14 protein-coding genes, 2 tRNA genes, 3 rRNA genes and 1 riboswitch are annotated in these 24,415 nt (G+C 63.3%); of the genes, 13 read left to right on the forward strand and 6 right to left on the reverse strand.

Annotated features, from left to right (window positions below):
* Positions 1-195: 195 nt before the first annotated feature.
* Entirely contained in the window at positions 196-1,158 is a 963-nt protein-coding gene (locus tag U6115_RS04525) for an amidohydrolase family protein (protein ID WP_043581250.1), read from the reverse strand.
* A 123-nt stretch (positions 1,159-1,281) separates the two neighbouring features.
* Here U6115_RS04525 and U6115_RS04530 point away from each other — a divergent pair, with 123 nt between their 5' ends.
* The 3 genes from U6115_RS04530 to U6115_RS04540 all read left to right on the forward strand — a co-directional run bounded on the left by U6115_RS04530 (position 1,282) and on the right by U6115_RS04540 (position 4,237).
* The gene (locus U6115_RS04530) at positions 1,282-2,160 is read left to right on the forward strand and encodes a LysR family transcriptional regulator (RefSeq protein WP_043581252.1); all 879 of its coding nucleotides are present in this window, start codon (positions 1,282-1,284) and stop codon (positions 2,158-2,160) included.
* A gap of 142 nt (positions 2,161-2,302) precedes the next feature.
* A complete protein-coding gene (locus tag U6115_RS04535; protein ID WP_053006777.1) occupies positions 2,303-3,622 on the forward strand; it encodes a hypothetical protein in 1,320 nt (439 codons plus the stop codon).
* Between the two features lie 12 nt (positions 3,623-3,634).
* Positions 3,635-4,237, forward strand: a complete 603-nt coding sequence (locus tag U6115_RS04540) for a c-type cytochrome (RefSeq protein ID WP_043581254.1) — start codon at positions 3,635-3,637, stop codon at positions 4,235-4,237.
* 116 nt (positions 4,238-4,353) lie between these two features.
* On the opposite strand, the gene U6115_RS04545 is transcribed toward U6115_RS04540, so the two are convergent.
* Complete coding sequence (locus U6115_RS04545; protein WP_043581256.1) at positions 4,354-5,592, reverse strand: NADH:flavin oxidoreductase/NADH oxidase family protein; 1,239 nt, start codon at positions 5,590-5,592, stop codon at positions 4,354-4,356.
* A 328-nt stretch (positions 5,593-5,920) separates the two neighbouring features.
* On the opposite strand from U6115_RS04545, the gene U6115_RS04550 reads away from it, so the two are divergent.
* On the forward strand, positions 5,921-6,334 hold the full coding sequence (locus tag U6115_RS04550; RefSeq protein WP_043581258.1) for a MerR family transcriptional regulator: 414 nt from the start codon (positions 5,921-5,923) through the stop codon (positions 6,332-6,334).
* Between the two features lie 184 nt (positions 6,335-6,518).
* Positions 6,519-8,837 carry a penicillin acylase family protein gene (locus tag U6115_RS04555; protein WP_181243198.1) on the forward strand — a complete coding sequence of 773 codons (2,319 nt, stop codon included), beginning with the start codon at positions 6,519-6,521 and terminating at the stop codon, positions 8,835-8,837.
* A 46-nt stretch (positions 8,838-8,883) separates the two neighbouring features.
* Here the strand turns inward: U6115_RS04555 and U6115_RS04560 are convergent, their stop codons facing one another.
* The gene (locus tag U6115_RS04560; RefSeq protein WP_047258536.1) at positions 8,884-9,993 is read right to left on the reverse strand and encodes a chitosanase; all 1,110 of its coding nucleotides are present in this window, start codon (positions 9,991-9,993) and stop codon (positions 8,884-8,886) included.
* A gap of 341 nt (positions 9,994-10,334) precedes the next feature.
* On the opposite strand from U6115_RS04560, the gene U6115_RS04565 reads away from it, so the two are divergent.
* A complete protein-coding gene (locus U6115_RS04565; RefSeq protein ID WP_157889395.1) occupies positions 10,335-11,162 on the forward strand; it encodes a CHAD domain-containing protein in 828 nt (275 codons plus the stop codon).
* Between the two features lie 13 nt (positions 11,163-11,175).
* Here the strand turns inward: U6115_RS04565 and U6115_RS04570 are convergent, their stop codons facing one another.
* Complete coding sequence (locus U6115_RS04570; RefSeq protein WP_043581261.1) at positions 11,176-11,940, reverse strand: SDR family oxidoreductase; 765 nt, start codon at positions 11,938-11,940, stop codon at positions 11,176-11,178.
* 83 nt (positions 11,941-12,023) lie between these two features.
* A complete protein-coding gene (locus U6115_RS04575; RefSeq protein WP_043581263.1) occupies positions 12,024-13,322 on the reverse strand; it encodes a voltage-gated chloride channel family protein in 1,299 nt (432 codons plus the stop codon).
* A 79-nt stretch (positions 13,323-13,401) separates the two neighbouring features.
* Positions 13,402-13,465, reverse strand: a riboswitch (Fluoride riboswitch).
* A 245-nt stretch (positions 13,466-13,710) separates the two neighbouring features.
* Between U6115_RS04575 and U6115_RS04580 the strand changes: the two genes are divergently transcribed.
* Positions 13,711-15,642 (forward strand): hypothetical protein, encoded by a 1,932-nt coding sequence (locus tag U6115_RS04580; protein ID WP_043581265.1) that lies wholly within the window; start codon positions 13,711-13,713, stop codon positions 15,640-15,642.
* 40 nt (positions 15,643-15,682) lie between these two features.
* The gene (locus U6115_RS04585; RefSeq protein WP_043581267.1) at positions 15,683-16,786 is read left to right on the forward strand and encodes a ferritin-like domain-containing protein; all 1,104 of its coding nucleotides are present in this window, start codon (positions 15,683-15,685) and stop codon (positions 16,784-16,786) included.
* A gap of 72 nt (positions 16,787-16,858) precedes the next feature.
* Here U6115_RS04585 and nadB read toward each other — a convergent pair whose 3' ends face one another.
* Positions 16,859-18,445, reverse strand: coding sequence for an L-aspartate oxidase (gene nadB, locus U6115_RS04590; protein WP_043581269.1), 1,587 nt, complete (start codon positions 18,443-18,445; stop codon positions 16,859-16,861).
* Positions 18,446-18,910: 465 nt separating this feature from the next.
* Here nadB and U6115_RS04595 point away from each other — a divergent pair.
* The 5 genes from U6115_RS04595 (at position 18,911) to rrf (ending at position 24,108) form a co-directional block, all read left to right on the forward strand.
* A 16S ribosomal RNA gene (locus U6115_RS04595) occupies positions 18,911-20,446 on the forward strand.
* Between the two features lie 92 nt (positions 20,447-20,538).
* Positions 20,539-20,615, forward strand: a tRNA-Ile gene (locus U6115_RS04600).
* Positions 20,616-20,618: 3 nt separating this feature from the next.
* Positions 20,619-20,694 (forward strand) — tRNA-Ala (locus tag U6115_RS04605).
* 282 nt (positions 20,695-20,976) lie between these two features.
* Positions 20,977-23,868 (forward strand): 23S ribosomal RNA (locus tag U6115_RS04610).
* 125 nt (positions 23,869-23,993) lie between these two features.
* Positions 23,994-24,108 (forward strand): 5S ribosomal RNA (gene rrf / locus U6115_RS04615).
* The 16S, 23S and 5S rRNA genes sit together here with 2 tRNA genes alongside, the layout of an rRNA operon.
* Positions 24,109-24,415: the final 307 nt, after the last annotated feature.

Raw genomic sequence — 24,415 nt, forward strand, 5'->3', positions numbered from 1 at the left:
GTCACAGGAAGCGCTGTCGACATGTTGATCCGGCCGCGCAGAAGCTGGCGGCGCGGCCTGCGCATGCTTGCCGCTTGGCATTTCTTGCCGCTCCTCGTCCCAAAGACATCCCCCGTTTCTCTCCCATCACCTTCTAGAAGCACGGCCCAGCAAGGCTTTTCTTGTTAGATACGCCGTCCTGGCCCGTGCCCGGTCTCATGCGGCTAAACCACGGACTTTGGCCAGCCGCGGGAACAGCTCCAGCGCGTTGCGGTGGTTGATGGCGGCATGTTCCGCCGCGGACAGTTCAGCGCATGCGTCCAGCTTGGCGGTGAATGATGCCCCAACCTCCGCCGGCGCGTAGGGGTAGTCGCTGCCGTACAGGATGCGGCCGACGCCGGCGAAGGCGGTCAGGCTGGGCAGGGCCGCGGGGCCGGAAGAGAGCGCGGTGTCGAAATGGAAGCGCTGGAACAGGCGCAGCAATTCCGCTGTCGCCGGAACATCATCGCGCACGCCCTGAGCCAGTTCGGCGAAGCGATGGGACGCGTACGGCAGAAAGCCGCCGGCATGGGACAGGATGACGTTCACGTCCGGATGGCGGGCCAGCGTGCCGTTCAGCACCATCTGCACTGCGGTGCGGGTGGTATCGAAGGGATAGTCCACCAGCGGGCCGGGCATGCCGGCGATGGCGTCGATGGCCGGTTTGCCAGGATGGATGAACACGGTGGCGCGGCGCCGGTTCAGTTCGGCCCACACCGGCTCGAATGCCGGATCGCCCAGGTATTGGCCGCCGTAGTTGCTGAGCAGCACCACGCCGTCCGCTTGCAGCGTGTCGAACGCGTATTCAATCTCCCGCAGCGAGCCTTCGATGTCCGGCAGCGGCACGGTGGCGAAGTTGCCGAAGCGGTCCGGGTGGCGCGCCACCAGGCCGGCGGTGTATTCATTGACGCGGCGGGCCATGTCCAGCTTGGACTGGCCGGACCAGCCCTGCACGCCAGGAGCGGTCAGCGACAGCATGCCGGTGGCGATGCCCTGGCTGTCCATGAAGGCGATGGCGCTTTGGGGGCTCCATTCCGGGCTTTTCCAGCCGGACGGGTCGCCGCCGTGGGCGGGCAGGGCGTCAGCCCAGAATGGGGGGACGACATGCTGATGGACATCGATGCGTTGAGTCGCGGTCATGGTGTGGCTCCTGATTCATGGCGCCGCGGCGCGGCGTCTGATGCTCAGAGTAGGCGCGTTTGAAAAATCACTCCAATAGATTAAATTTCAATATTGATCATTTTCAGTGATGAGTTTGAGCGCATGGAACTACGCCATTTACGCTATTTCCTGGCGGTTGCCGACGAGGGCCATTTCGGCCGGGCCGCCGAAAAGCTGCATATCGTCCAGCCGGCCTTGAGCGCCCAGATCCGGGCGCTGGAGGACGAGCTGGGCGTCACCCTGTTTGACCGCAGCACGCGCAAGGTGGAGCTGTCCGACGCCGGGAGAATTTTGCTGATCGAGGCGAGGCGCACGGTGGAGCAGGCCGAGCGCGCCAAGAACGTGATGCGCCGCGCCGCGCGCGGCGAAACCGGCGTGGTGAGGATAGGTTTTGTCGGCAATGCCGTGGCGGCGGGGCGTTTGCCAGATGATTTGCTGGCATTCCATGCGGCCTGGCCGGATGTGGCGGTGGACTTGCATGAAATGGCGCCGGCGGCGCAGTTGGAAGCGCTTCTGGCGGGGAGGCTGGACGTCGGCTATTGCCCGCAGCTGGGCCATCCGCTGCCTGCCGGGCTGCAGGCCAGGCCAGCAGGCAGCTGGCATTGGGAGGTGGCGATGGGCGGCCAGCATCCCTTGGCCGCGCGCCGGACATTGCGCGTGGACGATTTGCGGGAGCAGTCGTTCATCGTTTACGCCGCAGACGGCGACGACGAGGGCCAGTTGCCGATGTTGCGCCAGCTGTTGGGCGCAGAACCCCGCATCGCTTACAAGGTGGGCAGCACCATGTCGGTGCTGGCCTTGGCGGCGGCGGGCCTGGGTCTGGCCCTGGTGCCCGCGCCGGTGCGCAAAATGGCGGCGCCGAATCTCGTTTATCGCCGGTTGGCGGAGCGCTCGCCGCTGGTGTCGGAATTGTCGGCGATCAGCCGCGCGGGCGAGGAATGGGGCGCTGCGCGGCGCTATCTGGACATGTTGAAGGGCTGAGCACTCGCGTTTGGGCGCGGAGCGGCAGGAGAGAGGCGGATTTTGTTTGGGATAGATCAATTTCCGCTCGCTATTGGCGCGGCAAGCCGCTGGGCGGTCCCTATAACGGAAGCATTGCAGATTAAGCATCCGGGAGCGCCAAATGCGATCGACGAATCTGTTCAAGCGGCTCTGGGCGCTCATGGCTTGCGCCGCCTGGCTGTGGTCCGCGGCGGCGTCGGCCTTGCCGAGTTATGCGCGGCAGACCGGCGAGGCCTGCATCGCCTGCCACGTCAGCTTTCCGGAACTGACGCCGTATGGCAGGCTGTTTAAGCTGTCCGGCTACACTTTGGGCGCCGCCAAGTTGTTTCCGCTGGCGGCCATGGCCCAGGCCTCGATTTCCCATGTCGGCAACACCCAGGGCAATGACGGCGCCTATCCCAGGCAGAACGACGGGGTGATAGAAGGCGGCAGCCTGTTTGTGGCGGGCAAGATCGGCGATCATGTCGGCATGTTCTCGCAATGGACTTTCAACGCGTTGAACCAGAATCCCGGCGCGCAGGACTTTTCGGGCCACACGGTGGCGGACAACAACGATTGGCGGCTAAGCGACCACATCGCCAACAGCGATCTGGACCTGATCTACGGACTGTCGCTCAACAACAATCCCACGGTGCAGGATGCCTGGAATACGATGCCGGCCTTCGGCTATCCCTATCAAAGCAGCCACTTGACCGGCGCCTGGGGCATTGCGCCGCCGGCCACGCTGATCGAGGGCGGGCTGGCGCAACAGACGGCCGGCCTCAGCGCTTACGCATTCCTGAATAAAGCCTGGTACTTCGAGCTGGGCGGATACCGCGTGGCCAAGGGCGGCGCGTCGCTGTTCAAAAGCGGGGTGGCCTTGAGCAACCGGCTGGACGGCACCAATCCATACGGGCGTTTCGCCTACAGCCATGATTGGAGGGAACACTCGATCGAGGCTGGCGTTTTCGGTCTGGACGCGCGAGTCCATACCGACCCTTCCGATCCCGGCTCGCCGACCAACCACTACCGCGATACCGGCCTGGACGCGCAGTATCAGTATTTGTCCGAGCCGCATGTGTTCACCGCGCAAGCCGCTTACATCCACGAGCGGACCGTTTGGGACGCGTCGCAAGTGGGAAGCGCGGTGCAAAATCCCGGCAGCCAGCTGAACGCTTTCCGCATCAAGGGCAGTTACTGGTATCAGCGCAGGTATGGCCTGACCTTGGCGTATTTTTCTGAAACCGGTTCGGCCGACAATATCGTCTATCCCATTACCGGCAGCCCCAATACCAATGGCTGCATCGCCGAGCTCAACTACATGATTCAGCCCAATTGGCGGGTGGGCCTGCAGTACACCGGCTTTCTGAAGTATCAGGGCGCCAGCGCCAATTACGACGGCAATGGACGCAACGCCCGCAACAACAACGTCACCTACCTCTACACCTGGATAGCCTTCTGACAGGGGAGTGCGATGAAAACGCTATGGATGATAGGCTGGTGCGGCGCGTTGCTGTCGGCAGGCGTGGCCCTGGCGGACAAAGATCCGGAGTCGCTGGCGCGCGGCTGGTGCGCCAATTGCCACGGCGCGGACGGCAATAGCGTTTCGCCGCTGTTTCCCCGCCTGGCGGGGCAGCAGGCCATGTATTTGCAGCAGCAGCTGCAGCTGTTCCGCGAGCAAAGCCGCAGCGACCAGGCGGCGCACGACTATATGTGGGGCGTGGCCGGCGGCTTGAAAGACGCGGAAATCGCCGGCGTGGCCGGCTATTTCGCCGCGCAGACGCCCAAGCCCAATCCGGCGCCGCCGGCGGCGGCCGCTGAACTGGCGGCGGGGAAGGAGATTTTCCTGCGCGGCAAGGGCGACAGCGTGCCGGCCTGCTTCGCCTGCCATGGCGCGCGGGGCGAAGGCAGCGAACAGGCGCCCCGGCTGGCGGGCCAGCACGCGGCTTATCTGATCAAGCAACTGCGGGTCTTCTCCACGCGCCAGCGGCCCGCGGCGGCGGCGATGCAGGCCATCGTCCATGACCTCAGCGAAGACGATCTGCACAATCTGGCCATCTACTTGCAAAGCCTGTAGCCCGCGCGCCTGGCTTACTTGCCCGCATGCAGCAAACAACCGAGCGGCGGTGGAGCTGCCGGGGGCGAATGTCCGGGCGCGATCGGACGGCCCTCCTGTCGCCGTGCCCGCCATCGTCACGCGGCTGCGCTTTGGCGCTGGATCCAGCGGCGATAGCGGCCGGTGCGGATCTTGGCGTCCCATTGCTGCTGCAACAGCGCCAGGACTGGCGCAACGTCCGGCCGGGCGCGCTTGCCCTGGCTGAGGCGGCGCAGCTGGTATTTCACCATCGCCATATAGCCGACCGAGGCCAGCACCTTGTTTTTCCAGGGAATGGCGCGCAGTCTCGGCGCGGCCGTCGCGTCGCTGCGCCAGGCATTGGGCAGATTGGGGTTTATCGCCAGCGCGGTGGCCATGCCGGCCACGGCGACGCCGCTGCCCAGCACTTGCTCCACCACCGGGTAGCGGCGGATGCCGCCGGTCACCATGACGGGCATCCGCGCGACGGCGGCGATGTCCTGGGCGAATTCCAGGAAATAGGCTTCGCGCGCCAGCGTGCGGCCGTCGCGCGTCTGGCCGTGCATGGCCGGCGCTTCGTAGCTGCCGCCGGACAGCTCGATCAGGTCCACGCCCAATGGGTTCAGCATGGCCGTCACCTGTTTGGCGTCGTCGGCGCTGAAGCCGCCGCGCTGGAAGTCGGCCGAATTGAGCTTCACCGACACGGCGAAGCCGGGACGCACCGCCGCGCGCACTTCGCGCACGATGTCGGTCAGCAGGCGGGCGCGGTTTTCCAGGCTGCCGCCCCAGCGGTCGGCGCGCTGGTTGGTGATCGGCGACAAAAACTGGCTGATCAGGTAGCCGTGCGCGGCGTGGATCTGCACGCCGTTGAAGCCGAACCGCTCCGCCAGCCGCGCCGTGTTGACGAAGCGGGCTTTCACGTCGGCGATGTCGGCCTCGCTCATCGCGCGCGGCGCGGCGAACTGCTTGGAAAAATTGCCCAGCGCCATCGCCACCGCCGACGGCGCCAGGGTGGGCTGGCCCAGCGCGGCCGGCATCTGGCGCCCCGGGTGGTTGATCTGCATCCAGATCTGCGCGCCGCGGGCGCGGGCGGCGGCGGACCATTGCTCAAAGCGGACGCCGAATCGCTCCGACTCCAGCACCACGCCGCCGGGGCCGGTCATCGCGCGCCGGTCCACCATCACGTTGCCGGTGAGGATCAGCCCGGCGCCGCCTTCCGCCCAGGCGCGGTACAGGCGGATCAATGCTTCGGACGGCGCGTGGTCGCGGTCGGCCATGTTCTCCTCCATGGCGGCCTTGGCCAGGCGGTTGGGCAACAAGCTGCCATTCGGCAGTGTCAGCGAAGCGAAGGGGTTCATCGTGCTCTCCAGGGGGGGATGGCTGCACGATAGGATTAAAGCGCGCTTTAAGGTCAAGCCTGGCGACGCAAAAAATTCCGTTCCCGGCGGCGCGCGGGCTATTGGGCTCATCGCTCAGCGCGCGGGACGCTGGGCGTGGGATCCGCAAGGTCCAGGTTGACATTCAAGCTGACTTTAAGCTTAGCATGGCATCAGCCATCCTCCCTTAGCGGAGGCGTGGCGCAATGTCCTGTCATCCGGAGGCGCCGCCCATGTCCACTGTCCAGCAAGCCGTCCCGGCGGCCGTCGCCGTCTCGCAATCCTTAGCCTGGGCAGGGCGGGGGCGCGCATGAAAATCGGCGAACTGGCCAAACGCAGCGGCATGGCGGCGTCGGCGATCCGCTTCTATGAGTCCAAGGGTTTGCTGAAGATGGCCAGCCGGCAGGTGAATGGCTACCGCGACTACCCGCCGGAAGCGCTGGCGGTGCTGTCGATCATCCGCGACGCGCAGCAGGCCGGCTTCACGCTGGACGAAATCAGGCAGCTGCTGCCTGGCGATTTCCAGTCCTGGCGGCATGAGGAACTGCTGTCCGCGCTGCGCCGCAAGGTGGCGGATATCGAAGCGCTGCAGGCGCGGCTGGCCCAGAGCAAGGCGCATCTGCAGGCGTTGATCCAGATGATCGCCGCCAAGCCGGACGACATGGATTGCAAGGAGAACGCCGCCCGGGTGCTGGCAAACCTTGGCGTGGCGGGAGATTCCTAAGCGGGCTCGGCATCGAGCCATCCGCGGTTGATCGCTGACGGCATCTCCATCTTTCCTGATATGCCAGTTGAATTTTCATGCGTAGAATCGAGTGGTCCAAGCATGTCGCCGGCATTCTGCGACGGCGCGGATTCCTCTCTAATCCGACGCGCCGGCTGCGGCGCGCGATCGCAGGAGAATCATCGTGTCAAAACCGCTCATCGCCGGCTGCACGGCCTTGTCCATCTTGTCTTGCCTGCCGGCGTCGGCGCGCGCCGATGCCGGCTATCAGGCGCTGGTGCAGCGCACTTCGTTCGGCATTCCGCACATCACCGCCAGCAATGAAGGCAACCTCGGTTACGGCGCCGGCTACGCTTATGCGCAGGACAATTTCTGCCAACTGGCGGAAGAGATGGCGACCGCCCGCGGCCAGCGTTCCCGCTACTTCGGCACGGCGGGCAGTTACGCCAGTCCGGATGGCGGACAGATACCCAATGCCGCCAGCGATTTCTACTACGCCTTCCTGAACAGCGACGCGAATTTCCGCGCCAGTTTCGCGCGCCAGCCGGAGGCGGTGCGGAGTCTGCTCGATGGCTATGTGGCCGGGGTGAACCGCTATCTGCGCGAAACCGGCGTCGGCGGCTTGCCGGCGGCCTGCCGCAACCAGCCGTGGGCGCGGCCGCTGGAGCGGCTGGACATGATCCGCATGATGCGGCGCTACGCGGTGACTTCGTCCGGCGCGCAATACATCGGCGCCTTGCAGGCGGCGGTTCCGCCGACTGCCGGCGCGGCGCGCAAGCAGCGGCTGCCGGTCGGCCAGGAACCGCTGCGCGGTTTGTATGGCAAGCGCCGGCCGGTGGGTTCCAACGCCATCGCGCTGGGGCGCGAAGCCACCCATTCCGGCGCGGGCATGCTGTACGCCAATCCGCATTTCCCCTGGAACGGCGCTTACCGCTTTTACGAGCAGCATCTGACCATTCCGGGCAAGGTGGATGCGATGGGCGTTTCGCTGGGCGGGCTGCCGGTGGTGAACATCGGCTTCAACCGCGCCGTCGCCTGGACCCATACCGTCAACACCTCGCTGCACTCCACGCTGTTCGCCTTGCGCCTGGCGCCGGGCGATCCGACGCGCTACATCGTCGATGGCGTGGCCAAGCCGTTGCGGCCGGTCACGGTCAGCATTGTCGGCCGCGACGCCAATGGCGCGCCGGAGCGCTTGCAACACACCTTCTATCTGAGCGAGTGGGGGCCGGTGGTGGCGTTTCCGGGGCAACTGGATTGGGACGCCGCAAGCGCCTACGCGCTGGCCGACGCCAATCAGGACAACGACAGGATGCTGGATGCCTGGTGGCGGATGAACCGGGCCGGCTCGCTGGCGGAGCTGCGTTCCGCGGTGGAATCGACGCTGGGCCTGCCCTGGGTGCATACCCTGGCGGCGGACCGCGCCGGCAATGTTTACTTCGGCGACGTCACCGTGGTGCCCAATGTCGGCGCGGCAAAACAGCAGGCTTGCATGCCGGCGGCGACGCGGCCCTTGCTGGCCCAGGGCGTGATGGTGCTGGATGGCGCGCGCGCCGCCTGCCGCTGGGACAATACGGCTGGCACGCCGCAGCCGGGCATCTTCGCAGCCAGGGATTTGCCGACGCTGGCGCGGCGCGACTTCGTGCAGAACAGCAACGACAGCGCCTGGCTGACCAATCCGGCGCGGCCGCTGACCGGCTACCCGGACATCGTCAGCGCGGCCGGCGGCGTGCAGGGCGCGCGCACCCGCTACGGCTTGCAGCAAATACTGGGCCGGCTTGGCGAGCAGCGCTTCACTCTGGACGCGCTGCAGGAAATGGGCTTGTCCAACCGCTCCTACTACGCGTCGCTGTTGCTGGACGATCTCAAGCGCTTATGTCGTACGTCGGGAAGCGGCCAGGTGCCGGCGGATGCTTGCCGGATCTTGGCCCGCTGGGATGGCAAGGCCGAACTGGATAGCGTGGGATGGCCGCTGTTCCAGGCCTGGCGCGGACGCTTGAACGGCAGCGGCGTGGCCTACTGGGCGCAGCCTTTCGACCCGGCGCGTCCGCTGCAGACGCCGCGCGGGTTGCGCATCGGCGATGCGGCGGTGGCCAGCGCCGCGCGCGCGGCCTTGTTCGACGCGGTCAAGGATTTGCAGGCCGCCGGCATCGCCTATTCCAGGCCATGGGGCGAGATCCAGCGCGCGGCGCGCGGCGGCAAACGCATCCCGATCCACGGCGGCGGCGGCGAAGATGTCTACAACGTCATCGAAAGCGGGCCGGGCGGCAATGGCGAACTCAATCCGGAATCCGGCACCTCGTTCCTGATGGCGGTGTCGTTCGAGTCCGGCCTGCCGCAGGCAGAAGCTTTCCTCACCTATTCGCAGTCCAGCGATCCGGACTCGCCGCACAGCGGCGACCAGACCGAGCGCTTCAGCCGCAAGCAGTGGATCCGCCTGCCATACACGCAAACTGACATCCGCCGCGACCCGGCTTATGTCTGGCGCTGGCTGAGGGAATAGCCGGCGCGGCCGGAAAAGCCGCCGGGCGCCAGCCCGGCGGCTGCGCTTACTTCATCTGCCAGCCGGTCACCTTGAGCACCACCGCGTCGGCGTTCTTCAGGTCGGTCTCGCCCATGCCCAGCAGGGTGCTCCACTGCTTGACGCGGTTCTTGCCGTTGGGCGGCTGGTTGTAGTCGTTGCTGTCCACGATCTTGCTGCGCTCGGCGTAGAAGCGGGTCAGGAACGTTTTCTCGTCGGCGCTGTTGCCGGAGCGGGACAGCACGCCGGCCAGCGTGCCGGAATCGCCGCTGGCACCCTGGTTCAGCGCGGTGTCGACGAAGGAGCCTATCGTCAGCGCGCTGTTGAAGCCGCGCTGGCGCGCCTGCTGGACGCTGAACTGGATGTAGACGGCGTAGAAGGTGCGCCACATCGCTTCGCGCCAGGCGGCGTTGTTCTGCAGCGCGCCTATCTTGTTGCAGAAGGTTTTCTTGTCGTCGCTGATCTTGAGAATGGCGCCCTGCATCGCGCCGTGGGCGCCGGCGCGGTTCAAGCCGCCGATTATCGATGGGTTGGCCGCGCCGCTGGCGGCGTCGAATGCCTTGAACAGCGCAGGGGCGTCCGGGCCGCCGTCGTTGGGGCCGCCGGTGGTGGCGCCGAAAATGCCGATGGTGAAGCCGCGCTTGTCGCCGATGTCCTCGCAGTAGCCGTAGAACTTGGTCCAATCCAGCGAGTCCTGCTCCGGCTTGTTGATCAGCTTCATGATGTTGTCCCACTGCTCGCCGTCCAGCCCGGTGTTGGCCTTGAGAAACTGCAGCGTGGCCGGCGAGAAGTTGGCGTCATGGTCGGCCGCCTTGGCGGCGGTCTTGGCCGCCGGCCGGCAACTGGCGCCGGCTATCCAGGGCTGGCCGGCTCCCGCGCTGTCCGCCGACGGAGCATTGCCCTGGGTCCAGTAGGCGGCGGTGTAGTTGACGCCGCCGCGGCTGGCCAGGCTGCCGGCGGGATAGGGCGCGGCGGCATCCCAGGCCGCGCCGCAGGCCTGGAGATGGGCGGCTTGCCGGGCCGGCGCGCCGGCATGGGAGCCCTGGGCCGCGGCCTGATTCGCCAGAGCCAGCGCGGCCAGCAGGGGCAGGCAGGTTTTCAGGATGGTGGACAGCTGTCTTGCGCTTGCGTTTTTCAAAGCGTTCTCCGAAATGGTTGCGAAGTAGCGCGGCGGTCGCCGCTGCGGACAGGCGGTCAAACAAACGCTTTTATATGCCATTTGATTTTTTACGGCAACTCATACATACGACTTTTGCGAATAAGTAACTACTTGATATGAAAAATACTTTATGAATTTTGACTAGGCTGGCCAGGATGTTTTGCCAGGCAAGCATGACGCCGGGGCGGGCAAGCGCGCTGGCTATATTGGATGATGGATGCGTAATGCGCGCGGAAAGCTGGTGTGGCGGAGGGGAGGCAAGCATGGCTGGCGGGAGGGCTGTGGCGGAAAGGATGCGGGCGCCGGCTTTGCATCCGGCGATGTCGCCCCGGCAAGCTGGCCGGGTGGTGACGGCGGCATGCCTGCGCCATTTCCAGGCCAATCTGGCGGGCGCCAAGGCCGGCGTCGACCATGAGTGCCTGCACCAGGCCAGGGTGGCGCTGCGCCGGTTGCGCTGCGCGCGCAAGATATTCTCCGCCCGCGACGCGGATGGGGATGCGGCGGCCGCCGATCTGAAATGGCTGGCCGGCCAGCTCGGGCAGGCGCGCGATCTGGACGTGCTGCTAGTGGAGGCGCTGCCGGCGGCAGAGGCCGCGGCGGGCGGCGGCGCAGGCTTAGGCAAGCTGCGGCAGGCCTTGGCGCAGCGCTCGGAGCGCTGCCGGCGCGAGGCGCAAGCAGCGCTGGAGTCGGCTTGCTGTGAGAGGCTGTTGTCGTCTTGCCGCCATCCGCAGCTTGAGGACGCGGACGCCAAGCTGCGGCGCTTCGCCCGGCGGATTCTGCGGCGGCGGCGGCGCGGGCTGCGCCGCTTGGCGGAGCGCTGGCGGACGCTGGATCCGGAACAGTTGCATCAGTTGCGCAAGCAAGCCAAGGCGCTGCGCTATGCGGCGGAATTCTTCGCGCCATTGTTCGACGCCGGCGCGGCGGCGCGCTATCTGTTCCGCCTGCAGCGGGTGCAGGACCTGTTGGGCGCGATTCACGACGCGGCGGCGGGCCGGGCGCTGCTGGCGCAGTGCGGCCCGGCGGAAGATGGCGAGCTGGCGCGGGCGGCGGGCTTTGTCGATGGCTGGCTGGCCCAGGCGGCGGCGCAGGCCGGGCAGCGGCTGGGCCGGGCGCTGGCGCGCCTGGAGCGAGCCAAGCGCTTTTGGTGAGGCGGCCGCTGGCTTAGCCGCGGGCGCTGCTGGCGCCGCCGTCCGCGAACAGCGCCGCGCCGCTGGTGAAGCCGGACAGGTCCGACGCTAGGTACAGCGCGGCGCCGGCGATTTCGGCCGGGCTGGCCAGCCGTTTGAGCGCGTGCAGGTTTTCCACCCAGGCGCGCTGCTCCGCGGTCGGCGTCGCCGCCTGCCCCATCTCGGTATCGGTGCCGCCGGGCAGCAGGGCGTTCACCCGCAGCCCTTGCGCGCCATACTCCGCCGCCAGCGATCTGGTGAGGCCAACCAGCGCGGATTTGGCGGCGGCGTAGGCCGCCATGCCCGGCAGGCCCACCGCGTGGCCGACGAAGGACGAGGTGAAGATCAGCGAGGCCTTGCCTTGTTTCAGCATGGCGGGAATCTGGTATTTGGCGCAGAGGAAGGCGCTGGTGAGGTTGGCGTCCAGCGTGCGGCGCCAGTCGTCCAGCGCCAGATCGGGCAGGCTGCCGGGCGCGCCCAGCGCGCCGGCGTTGTTGAAGGCGATGTCCAGGGCGCCGAAACGGCCCAGCGCCAGTTCCACCATCGCTTGGGCGGCGCGCTCGTCGCTGGCGTCCGCGGCCAGCGCGGCGGCCTGGCCGCCGGCGGCGGCGATTTCGTCCACCAGGCTATCCAGCAAGTGGCCCCGGCGCGCCACGACGACGACCTTGGCGCCCTCGCGGGCGAACAGCAGGGCGGCCTCGCGGCCGATGCCGGAGCTGGCTCCGGTGATGATGGCGGTTTTACGGTCTAGCAAGCCCATTTGGCGGCCTCATGTCTGATGAAAGGAATGAGGCCCCAGTTTCCGCGATGCCGCGCCGGCGGGCATTCCGATTCTTGCCGACTTCAATCCGGCCGGGCGGAGGATCGCGCCGCGCGCCAGGCTGGCAGATCGGCCAGCCGGATTTGCGCCGGCAACGCGCCGTGCTTGGCCTGGGCCACCCGCTGCGCGCGGTAGATGCCGGCGTGGCCGGAGCACAGATAGCTGACCACGCAGGCTAGCGCGGCGTAGACGCCGGCTTCGGGGCCGAACAGCTCCATCGCCATCACGGTGGAGGCCAGCGGCGTGTTGGCCGCGCCGGCGAACACCGCGGCGAGGCCCATGCCGGCCAGCAGGGGGAAGGGCAGCTGCAGCAGCGGCGCCAGCGCGTTGCCCAGCGTCGCGCCGATATAGAACAGCGGCGTCACCTCGCCGCCCTTGAAGCCGGCGCCCAGGGTCAGCGCGGTGAAGGCCAGCTTGCCGGCGAAGTCGTAGCTGGGCAGCGGCTGCTGGAAAGCGGCGGCGAGAGTGGGCAGGCCCAGGCCGAGATACGCGTCGGCCGGGAGCAGGCTGGCGGCGGCGGCCACCATGGCGCCGCCGGCCAATGGCCGCAGTGGCGCGTAGCGGATGAAGCGTTTGAACGCTCCGCCGACGGCGTGGGTCGCGCTGGAGAACAGCCTGGCGACCAGGCCGAAGGCGACGCCCGCCAGCACCGCGGCCAGCATGTTCCAGGCGTTCAGGGGCGGGACAAAGGGAATGGCGTAATGGCTGTGCTGGATGCCCAGCGCCAAGCCCAGCCTGTCGGCGGCCACCGCGGCCAGCAGGCAGGGCAGGATGGCGTCGTAGCGCAGTTGTCCGATGGCCAGCACTTCCAGGCCGAAGACGGCGCCGGCCAGCGGCGTGCCGAATACCGAAGCGAAGCCGGCGCTGATGCCGGCGCTCAGCAGGATGCCGCGGTCTGCCGGCCGCAGCGGCAGCCAGCGGTTGAGCTGGTCGGCCAGCGCGCCGCCCATCTGCACCGCGGTGCCTTCCCGTCCGGCCGAGCCGCCGCACAAATGGGTGGCGATGGTTCCCGCCAGCACCAGCGGCGCCATCCGCAGCGGGATGATGCGGCGGGGATCGTGGATTTCATCCAGCAGCAGATTATTGCCGGCCTCCACTTCCCGGCCGAAGCGCAGATAGAGCCAGCCGACGGCGAAGCCGGCGACGGGCAGCAGCCAGATGGCCGCGGGATGGGCCAGGCGCCAGCGGCTGGCCCAGTCCAGCGCCAGCAGGAAGAAAGCGGATGCGCAGCCGGCGAGCGCGGCCACGATGCCGGACAGCAACAGCCATTTGCCGAGGTGGGGCAGCGGGGCGAGCCGGCGGATGAGTTGGGTGTAAGGCATGGAAGTCCATCGTCTGATCGCATTGAACAAACCTGGACAGGAGAAAACCGGGGCGCGCCCACAGCTTCCCTGGCCAGGGAACGCTGTAGGCATCATCAGCCCTTGCGGGCGGTTGGCGGAGGAATGCCATCTCCATCTGAAGCGTAGATTCTAGGGCGCGGCGCGCGCGGCGGCAAGTCCGGGCGCGGATTGTCATCGTGCTCCTGCAACGATGGCCTTGCTGTCACCTGTCTGAAAGGCCATTGCTGTCCTTACGGTCGCTACCTATACCTGCCGCATGCTTTGGAAATTCCCCCTTGCGCGACATGGCGATTGCCTCGGCATGCATCCGATGCAAGTGGTGCAGCCCTTCCTCTTTAAGGCAGTTCCATGCGTACAAGGAGCCGATATGAGTTATCTGCAGTTTCCCCGGCTGGCGTTCGCCGGCAGTTTCCAGGCCGATGTCTCCACCGTCAACAACGACCCCCGCCACTACGACATCGACAATTTCGAGCCCGCGTTCCAGGATTTCCAGACCAAGCAGTCGTACAACGGCTGGTGGCATCCCACCGGCACCGCCATCATGCGTTTCGCCGACTGCCAGGTCACCAGCCTGCGCGGGCCGGACGGCGTGCTGATCACTGAATCCGGGCTCGACCCGCTGCTGTCCTGTACGGTGGGCAACGCCATCGGCAAGCCTTCCGGCAAGATGGTGGATCTGGATCCGGACTGGCAGCTGGCGTCCAATCTCTATGGCCTGGCGGTATCGCTGCTCAGGCCGGACGGCACGCCCATCATGACCGCCGACTACGAAAGCAACCCGTTTCGCGACCTGTGGTTCACCCGCGGCAGCGGTGGCGGTGACAGCGGCGCTTCGGCGATGTTTCAGTCGGTGCTGACGAATGTCGAGTGGCATCTGGACGATTTCGACAGTCCCCTGCTGGATCAGTTGATCCGGGTCAGCGAGCAGGGGCGGCTATCTGTCCGCCTGAGCACCTATGGCTACAATATGGACGCGTCCAACCCGCGCTTCGGCTACGGCACGGTGCTGGGCGCCATAGGTCCTGTCCATGCGGGACAGCCGCGCTCCTTCATCCTGGGGCGCCGTTTCATGCCCACTACCCAGCAGGGCTCCGACCTGGTCAGCAGCAATGGCATCGGCTGTTTTTCCTCTTACATAGACCGAGCCAGCAGCAGCTTGCAGGTGGACCTGAGCAACGCCTTGCCGCTGGGGCCGGATAACCAGGTCAAGGACCTGGGCGTTTTGCAGTACGCGATCCTGAAAAACGCGTTGACCGCGCAGGACGCCGAAATCGGGCCGGGCGATTACATTTACCTGGGAACGGTGGACACTTCGCAGGCGCTGCAGAATGTGCAGGCTGGCATCCAGTCGCTGCCGCTGAGCGGCGATGCCTTGCGCCAGACCGAGGGCCAGCCGCTGGCCATCATCCAGATCAATGACAGCAACGGCAACGCGCAGGTCTGCGTGCGCGAGGCGCTGCTGGGTAATGAGGTGAGGGTCGAGGACTTCGCCACTCGGCTGGACCCCAACGATCCGGCGAAAAACCGCCTCGTCACCACCCTGTACGCGGCTACCTACGGCCAGCCGGCGGCGGGGGCGAGAATGGAGTTCTGGGCGGCGGGCCCGGCGCTGGATTACGACAACACGCCCACCAGCCCGGATGCCGCCACCACGCCGCGGGCGCTGCTGCCCGTCAACAATGTGCCCGGCGGCGCGATCCGCATCGAGCCGCGCGAAGTGGTGACCGGCGCCGATGGCACCGCGCAGTTCACGGTGCACGGCCCCGAGTTCATGGCGACGCCGCGCGAATACATGGACGGCCAGCTGTTCACCGTCAATTACAACTTCGCCGGCGACAACCCGGCGGTGCAGCAGCCTTACGACAATCTGGCGCTGATGGTGTTCAGCACCTATCCGCAGCCGGGGCAGCAGGTGAACCTGGAACACCCGCGCTGGGAAGACGTGCAACCCATCCTGCAGCAATACGCCAATCTCTACCCGGTGATGAGCCAGGGCTTGTTCGACTTTTCCAAGCAGGGCGTGGCCGATGCCTGCGCCGCCATCATGCGCTTCGTGTTCGACAAGCCGATCGAGGATCCGGACCAGATGCCGGTCACCCGCGACCTGTCGTCCAGCAAGCGGCGGATGCTGATCAATTACTTTCAGGATGTGATGGACCGCACCGGCAACACCATGGACCGGCAACTGATGTTCGGCAAACGTTGTCCGTTGCGGCCCAGCGCGATGCCCGGCGAGGCGGACATCGCCGCCGCGCGCGCCGCGCCCACCGCCAGCAAGAGCCGCAAGGCCGGCCGCTGAGCCGGTCACCCCATCGCCAGATCAAAAGAAAGAAAAGTCCATGCTGAAAATTCGTCCAGAATTGATGGCCAAGCTGCGCGCGGCCGCTTCCGTTGAGGATGTGCGGGAAATGCTGGCCGGCGCGGTGCGGCTGGAACTGGCCACCATCCCGCCTTACCTGACCGCGCAGTTCTCGGTGATGCCGGGCCAGAACCAGGCGTCGCGCGCGCTGGTGCAGTCGGTGGTGGTGGAGGAAATGCTGCACATGACGCTGGCGGCCAATGCGCTGATCGCGATCGGCGGCAACCCGGACATCGTGGCGGACGGCCGTAGCCTGCAGTATCCGGGGCCGCTGCCGATGTGCGTCGACGAGGGGCTGACGGTAACGCTGAAGTCATTGACCCGGCTGCAGGCGTTCGAGGTCTTCATGGCGGTGGAGCGGCCGGATACCGAGGCCATCCTGCCGGGTGAGACGGCGCCGGAACTGGCCGACAACTCCGGCTACGAGTCTATCGGCGACTTCTATATGGCCATTCTGCACAAGCTGGAAGAGCTGGTGGCAGCCGGGGTGCCCTGTTTCGCCCGCCCGAGGCTGGAGCAACAAGTGGATATCAGCAAGTGGTTCCCGCCTGAGGTGCCTGGCCATCCGGAGGGCAAGGTTTACGATATCGGCTCCGCCCGGGCGGCGATCATGACCATCGTCCGCCAGGGCGAAGGCCTGCAGATCCAGGACGACAAGATCAACCCAAAGGAAGACCCGAGAGGCGGCTACGCCCATTACTTCAAGTTTGGCGAGATCTATTACGGCAAGCGCCTGGTGCGCGACCCGGCCAGCGTGTCCGGCTGGTCGTACAGCGGCGAGCCGGTGCCGCTGGATGAGACCGGCGTTTATCCGCTGCTGCCCAACGCCGCCTTGTCCGACTACGCCAAGGGCAGCGGCGCGGCGGTCAGCGGCGCGCAGTTCTATCAGGCGTATCAAAACCTGCTGGTGGCGTTGAACCGCACCTTCAACGGCGAACCGAATCAGCTGGATGCCGCGCTGGGCATCATGTACGAATTGAAGCTGGTGGCGCAGAAAGTGATGCAGAACCTGGCCAACCCTGACGTGCCCGGCGTGCTGGCGGCGCCGCCGTTCATGCGTACCCATCATCCTGACGAAGAGTGAAGCCGTAGATAAAGAACGGCCGCCACGCCTTAATCAGGGCACGGCGGCCGTTTCGCTTGGTTTGCGGTGGACTCAGTCCTGGCGCGGGGGCGGCTCCAGCACCGTGTCGCGGGCTTGCGGCAGCAGGTCAGGATAGTCGCGGCTGTAGTGCAGGCCGCGGCTTTCCTTGCGCAGCAGCGCGGAGCGGACGATCAGCTCCGAGGTCTGCACCAGGTTGCGCAGCTCGATCAGGTCATTGCTGACGTGGAAGTGGCTGTAGTACTCGTCGATCTCGCCCTTCAGCAGATCGATGCGGTGCAGCGCCCGCTCCAGCCGCTTGTTGGTGCGGACGATGCCGACGTAGTCCCACATCGCGCGCCGCAGCTCGTCCCAGTTGTGCGAGATCACCACTTCTTCATCCGGGTCGGTGACGCGGCTGTCGTCCCAGGCCGGAATCGCCGGCAGTTTGATGGTGTCCTGCGCCTGGATGTCGGCCGCCGCGGCCTTGCCTATCACCAGGCATTCCAGCAGTGAGTTGCTGGCCAGGCGGTTGGCGCCATGCAGGCCGGTATGCGCCACTTCGCCCACCGCGTACAGTCCGGCCACGTCGGTGCGGCCGGCCAGGTCGGTGACGATGCCGCCGCAGGTGAAGTGCACCGCCGGCACCACCGGTATCGGCTGCTGGGTGATGTCTATGCCCAACTCCAGGCAGTGGGCGTAGATATTGGGGAAGTGTTCCTTGATGAATTGCGCCGGCTTATAAGAGATGTCCAGGTAGACGCAGTCCAGGCCGTGCTTCTTCATTTCAAAGTCTATCGCGCGCGCCACCACGTCGCGAGGCGCCAGCTCGCCGCGCGGATCGTGCTGCGGCATGAAGCGGGTGCTGTCCGGCAGTTTCAGAATCCCGCCTTCGCCGCGCACTGCCTCGGTGATCAGGAAGGATTTGGAATGCGGGTGGTACAGGCAGGTCGGATGGAACTGCATGAACTCCATATTGCCGACGCGGCAGCCGGCGCGCCAGCCCATCGCGATGCCGTCGCCGGTGGCGGTATCCGGATTGGTGGTATAGAGGTAAACCTTGCCGGCGCCGCCGGACGCCAGGATGGTGTGCTGGGCGGCGATGGTGACGACTTCGTCGCTGTTCTTGTCCAAGGCGTAGACGCCGTAAGCGCGCTTGCCGTCCTGGCCCAGCTTCTGCGACGTGATCAGGTCTATCGCTATATAGTGTTCCAGCTCGGTGATGTTCGGATGCGCCTTGATCTTCTGGCCCAGCGTGCTGGTCACCGCGGCGCCGGTGGCATCGGCGGCATGGATGATGCGGCGGTGGCTGTGGCCCCCTTCGCGCGTCAGGTGATAACCGGTCTGATGCTCGTCGTCGCGGGTGAAGGGCACGCCCAGCTCGATCAGCCAGTCTATCGCCTCCTTGGAGTGCTCGACGATGAAGCGGGTGGTGTCTTCATTGCACAGGCCGGCGCCGGCGATCAGCGTATCGCGGATGTGGTCTTCCACCGAGTCGTCGGTATCCAGCACGGCGGCGATGCCGCCTTGGGCATAAGTGGAGCTGCCTTCCAGCAGGTCGCGTTTGGTGATCAGGCCCACCTTGCGTTTTTCCGCCAGATGCAGCGCCAGCGTCATGCCGGCCAGGCCGCTGCCGATAATCAGCACATCGAATTTGAGCATATATAGAGTGTCCACGGCAGGCACGTCGCGTGCCAAACGCATGGAAGCGTAGCAGAATCGCCTGTTGGCGCGTAGCCGACGCCGCATTTCCGGTGGCCAGCCAGGTCCGACTGTGGCGGTTTTCTTGCCGCAATGGCTGCGGGCCTGAAATTCTTTCTCACGGCTTTTCTTGTAAATCAATGCCTTGCGCGGGCTGGTCGAAGAAAGTTCATTTTTTATCGCGAAAGGTGTTGACGGGTGCGGGTCCCGGGCGTATAGTTCGCCTCCTCAGCTGACGCAGCGAACGAAACAGCGGAAACGAAACGGTTCCGGTGATGACGACGCAGCGATCGGCACCGCTCTTTAACAGACAGAATAACCGATAGGTGTAAGTGTTTGGCGAAAGCCAAAAACTTGCACTGCAAGAGACAAGAGATACTTGTTTATTTCTTTGAACTTGCGTGCCAGAAAATTTGCTATGAGATTGAACTGAAGAGTTTGATCCTGGCTCAGATTGAACGCTGGCGGCATGCTTTACACATGCAAGTCGAACGGTAACAGGGTGCTTGCACCGCTGACGAGTGGCGAACGGGTGAGTAACGCATCGGAATGTACCGTGTAATGGGGGATAGCTCGGCGAAAGCCGGATTAATACCGCATACGCCCTGAGGGGGAAAGTGGGGGACCGTAAGGCCTCACGTTATACGAGCAGCCGATGTCTGATTAGCTAGTTGGTGAGGTAAGAGCTCACCAAGGCGACGATCAGTAGCGGGTCTGAGAGGATGATCCGCCACACTGGGACTGAGACACGGCCCAGACTCCTACGGGAGGCAGCAGTGGGGAATTTTGGACAATGGGCGCAAGCCTGATCCAGCCATGCCGCGTGTCTGAAGAAGGCCTTCGGGTTGTAAAGGACTTTTGTTCGGGAGGAAATCCCGCTGGTTAATACCTGGCGGGGATGACAGTACCGGAAGAATAAGCACCGGCTAACTACGTGCCAGCAGCCGCGGTAATACGTAGGGTGCAAGCGTTAATCGGAATTACTGGGCGTAAAGCGTGCGCAGGCGGTTTTGCAAGTCTGATGTGAAAGCCCCGGGCTCAACCTGGGAACGGCATTGGAGACTGCAAGACTAGAGTGCGTCAGAGGGGGGTAGAATTCCGCGTGTAGCAGTGAAATGCGTAGAGATGCGGAGGAATACCGATGGCGAAGGCAGCCCCCTGGGATGACACTGACGCTCATGCACGAAAGCGTGGGGAGCAAACAGGATTAGATACCCTGGTAGTCCACGCCCTAAACGATGTCAATTAGCTGTTGGGGGTTTGAATCCTTGGTAGCGTAGCTAACGCGTGAAATTGACCGCCTGGGGAGTACGGCCGCAAGGTTAAAACTCAAAGGAATTGACGGGGACCCGCACAAGCGGTGGATGATGTGGATTAATTCGATGCAACGCGAAAAACCTTACCTGCTCTTGACATGTACGGAACTTGGTAGAGATATCTTGGTGCCCGAAAGGGAGCCGTAACACAGGTGCTGCATGGCTGTCGTCAGCTCGTGTCGTGAGATGTTGGGTTAAGTCCCGCAACGAGCGCAACCCTTGTCATTAGTTGCCATCATTTAGTTGGGCACTCTAATGAGACTGCCGGTGACAAACCGGAGGAAGGTGGGGATGACGTCAAGTCCTCATGGCCCTTATGAGCAGGGCTTCACACGTCATACAATGGTCGGTACAGAGGGTCGCTAAGCCGCGAGGTGGTGCCAATCTCATAAAACCGATCGTAGTCCGGATCGCACTCTGCAACTCGAGTGCGTGAAGTCGGAATCGCTAGTAATCGCAGATCAGCATGCTGCGGTGAATACGTTCCCGGGTCTTGTACACACCGCCCGTCACACCATGGGAGTGAGTTTCACCAGAAGTGGGTAGGCTAACCGCAAGGAGGCCGCTTACCACGGTGGGATTCATGACTGGGGTGAAGTCGTAACAAGGTAGCCGTAGGGGAACCTGCGGCTGGATCACCTCCTTTCTAGAGAAGGCGATCGCCAAGCACTTACAGCCTATCGGTTATTCGCGTTAAGGGCAGCTGGATCGAAGAGATTCAGTGCTGAGAAGTTGACTGGGTTTGTAGCTCAGCTGGTTAGAGCACTGTGTTGATAACGCAGGGGTCGTAGGTTCGAGTCCTACCAGACCCACCAGTTGGGGGATTAGCTCAGTTGGGAGAGCACCTGCTTTGCAAGCAGGGGGTCGTCGGTTCGATCCCGTCATCCTCCACCACTTACAGTGCAAACAAAAACGAACTTGATCGAGTTTGATTCTGTTTGCGTTGTTCGCGTGCAGCGAAAGCTGCTCAGCAATACGCCCGATCTTTAACAAACTGAAGAAGCCGAATATATTAAGACGGCGAAACAAACAGCGAGAGTTAAGTCTTTCGTTGAATGAATCGTCATCTTGGGTATTTGATTGTATCAAAGGCTGCGTCGCCATATCAAAAGGGGCGGTGCAGTCGTCGCACAAACACACTTGTTGTTTTAGTGGCTTAGGCTGCTGAAATGATAGGGTCAAGCGACTAAGTGCATCTGGTGGATGCCTTGGCGATCACAGGCGATGAAGGACGTGTAAGCCTGCGAAAAGCGCGGGGGAGCTGGCAATAGAGCTTTGATCCCGCGATATCCGAATGGGGAAACCCGGCCCTTAGGGGTCATCCCTGACTGAATACATAGGTCAGAGGAAGCGAACTCAGCGAACTGAAACATCTAAGTAGCTGAAGGAAAAGAAATCAACCGAGATTCCGTAAGTAGTGGCGAGCGAACGCGGAACAGCCTGTATGTGATAGAGATTGCGTTAGTGGAAGGTTCATGGAAAGGACCGCCGTAGTGGGTGATAGCCCCGTACACGAAAACGCATTCTTGGTACTAAGCATACGAGAAGTAGGGCGGGACACGCGAAATCCTGTCTGAATATGGGGGGACCATCCTCCAAGGCTAAATACTCGTGATCGACCGATAGTGAACCAGTACCGTGAGGGAAAGGCGAAAAGAACCCCGGGAGGGGAGTGAAATAGAACCTGAAACCGGATGCATACAAACAGTGGGAGCGGACTTGTTCCGTGACTGCGTACCTTTTGTATAATGGGTCAGCGACTTACGTTCAGTAGCAAGCTTAACCGAATAGGGGAGGCGTAGGGAAACCGAGTCCGAATAGGGCGCTTTAGTTGCTGGGCGTAGACCCGAAACCGAGTGATCTATCCATGGCCAGGATGAAGGTGCGGTAACACGCACTGGAGGTCCGAACCCACTAGTGTTGCAAAACTAGGGGATGAGCTGTGGATAGGGGTGAAAGGCTAAACAAACTCGGAGATAGCTGGTTCTCCCCGAAAACTATTTAGGTAGTGCCTCATGTATCACTTCCGGGGGTAAAGCACTGTTATGGCTAGGGGGTCATTGCGATTTACCAAACCATGGCAAACTCTGAATACCGGAAAGTGCAAGCATGGGAGACAGACGGTGGGTGCTAACGTCCATCGTCAAGAGGGAAACAACCCAGACCGCCAGCTAAGGTCCCAAATGATCAGTTAAGTGGTAAACGAAGTGGGAAGGCATAGACAGCCAGGATGTTGGCTTAGAAGCAGCCATCATTTAAAGAAAGCGTAATAGCTCACTGGTCGAGTCGTCCTGCGCGGAAGATGTAACGGGGCTCAAACTGATAACCGAAGCTGCGGATGGGCGCGTAAGCGTCCGTGGTAGGGGAGCGTTCTGTAGGTCTGTGAAGGTGTCTCGTAAGGGATGCTGGAGATATCAGAAGTGCGAATGCTGACATGAGTAGCGATAAAGCGGGTGAAAAGCCCGCTCGCCGAAAGCCCAAGGTTTCCTACGCAACGTTCATCGGCGTAGGGTGAGTCGGCCCCTAAGGCGAGGCTGAAAAGCGTAGTCGATGGGAAACGGGTTAAAATTCCCGTACTTTTGTGCAGTGCGATGTGGGGACGGAGAAGGTTAGGTCAGCAGACTGTTGGAATAGTCTGTTCAAGCCGGTAGGCGTGAAGAGTAGGCAAATCCGCTCTTCTTTAACGCCGAGACGTGATAACGAGGGTCTACGGACCTGAAGTGACTGATACCACGCTTCCAGGAAAAGCCACTAAGCTTCAGCTGCACAAGAACCGTACCGCAAACCGACACAGGTGGGCAGGATGAGAATTCTAAGGCGCTTGAGAGAACTCAGGAGAAGGAACTCGGCAAATTGATACCGTAACTTCGGGAGAAGGTATGCCTGTTGAGGTGTAGGACTTCGCGTCCGAAGCTTTGACAGGTCGCAGAGAATCGGTGGCTGCGACTGTTTAACAAAAACACAGCACTGTGCCAACACGAAAGTGGACGTATACGGTGTGACGCCTGCCCGGTGCTGGAAGGTTAAGTGATGGGGTGCAAGCTCTTGATCGAAGCCCCAGTAAACGGCGGCCGTAACTATAACGGTCCTAAGGTAGCGAAATTCCTTGTCGGGTAAGTTCCGACCCGCACGAATGGCGTAACGATGGCCACACTGTCTCCTCCTGAGACTCAGCGAAGTTGAAGTGTTTGTGAAGATGCAATCTACCCGCTGCTAGACGGAAAGACCCCGTGAACCTTTACTGTAGCTTTGCATTGGACTTTGAAGTGGTTTGTGTAGGATAGGTGGGAGGCTTTGAAGCCAGGACGCTAGTTCTGGTGGAGCCGACCTTGAAATACCACCCTGACCCCTTTGAGGTTCTAACCTTGGTCCGTGATCCGGATTGGGGACAGTGCATGGTAGGCAGTTTGACTGGGGCGGTCTCCTCCCAAAGTGTAACGGAGGAGTTCGAAGGTTACCTAGGTACGGTCGGAAATCGTGCTGATAGTGCAATGGCAAAAGGTAGCTTAACTGCGAGACCGACAAGTCGAGCAGGTGCGAAAGCAGGACATAGTGATCCGGTGGTTCTGAATGGAAGGGCCATCGCTCAACGGATAAAAGGTACTCCGGGGATAACAGGCTGATACCGCCCAAGAGTTCACATCGACGGCGGTGTTTGGCACCTCGATGTCGGCTCATCACATCCTGGGGCTGTAGCCGGTCCCAAGGGTATGGCTGTTCGCCATTTAAAGTGGTACGTGAGCTGGGTTCAAAACGTCGTGAGACAGTTTGGTCCCTATCTGCAGTGGGCGTTGGAAGTTTGACGGGGGCTGCTCCTAGTACGAGAGGACCGGAGTGGACGAACCTCTGGTGTACCGGTTGTCACGCCAGTGGCATCGCCGGGTAGCTAAGTTCGGAAGAGATAACCGCTGAAAGCATCTAAGCGGGAAACTTGCCTGAAGATGAGACTTCCCTGGAGGCTTGACCTCCCTGAAGAGTCGTTCGAGACCAGGACGTTGATAGGTCGGGTGTGGAAGCGCTGTGAGGCGTGAAGCTAACCGATACTAATTGCTCGTGAGGCTTGATCCTATCATTTGAGTGGCTTGGGAAACTGAGACACAAGAGAGTGGATGTGCGACGTACGTCAAATACCGAATATATGCGAATCTGTCTGAGAGACGGGTTCGGGCTTCTTTAAGTTTGTACAGTTTATGTCTGGTGGCCATAGCGAGGTGGTCCCACGCCTTCCCATCCCGAACAGGACCGTGAAACGCCTTAGCGCCGATGATAGTGTGGCATTCGCCATGTGAAAGTAGGACACCGCCAGACGCCCCATACAGAACCCCAGCTCGATGAGCTGGGGTTTCTGCGTTTCTGCCCCGCCCGCCGGGCGGCGTCGTTTCGGCCTTGCCGTCCTCTCCCCGTTCCCCCGCGGCGACCGTCCGTCGCCGCTGCCCATCCGTCAGTCCCCGCGAGGGGGCACATCCCGCTGCCCGTCAGGCGCCTGGCGGGCTTTGACTGGGCAGTCGACGTGCCGCTTGCCCGATCGCGGGCCTTGTTTCAACGCTTCAGCTGGTGCGGCTAGGCGCCAGTCGTGTGCATGGTTTTGTGCTGCGTTGTGATATTTAATAGTGCG

This window comes from Chromobacterium subtsugae, assembly GCF_035919665.1.
Classification (GTDB): Bacteria; Pseudomonadota; Gammaproteobacteria; order Burkholderiales; family Chromobacteriaceae; genus Chromobacterium; species Chromobacterium subtsugae.